Raw genomic sequence first — 374 nt, 5'->3', positions numbered from 1 at the left:
AAAAGACTGGCAAAATATTTTCCGGATGGCTCCCTGCTGACTGTCACAGATTTCAGTTTCCATTTTTCTGATATCGGACGGTGAAGCTTCATTCTGACAGCCGTCATCTTAGGCAGTTTCAAATAGTTTCCTTCCAGAAAGATATTTCCATTCACTACGTTTGTTGTATAAGATTTTCTTGACGACTTCTTTGATTTGAAACGCGGAAATCCTGCAGATGGTTCACGAAAAAACTTATGGAATGCGCTTTCCAGATGCATCTGTACATTTGCTAACGCCAATGAATCCACCTCTTTCAGCCAGGGATATTCTTTCTTGTAACTGGCTGGTGTGTTCCTTAACATCTTTTTTTCTTTTTTATAATGTTCCATTTT

Annotated in this window: 1 pseudogene; it reads right to left on the bottom strand. The window is 38.8% G+C overall.

Annotated features, from left to right (window positions below):
- Positions 1 to 344, bottom strand: a pseudogene (locus LIR34_RS17690) (RNA-guided endonuclease TnpB family protein); the annotation flags it as partial.
- Positions 345 to 374: the final 30 nt, after the last annotated feature.

Source organism: Blautia sp. MSK17_66, assembly GCF_020538025.1.
In the GTDB taxonomy this organism is placed as follows: Bacteria; Bacillota; Clostridia; order Lachnospirales; family Lachnospiraceae; genus Blautia_A.
Note: the sequence above shows the minus strand (reverse complement) of the source record. Positions and strands in the feature narration are given on the sequence as shown.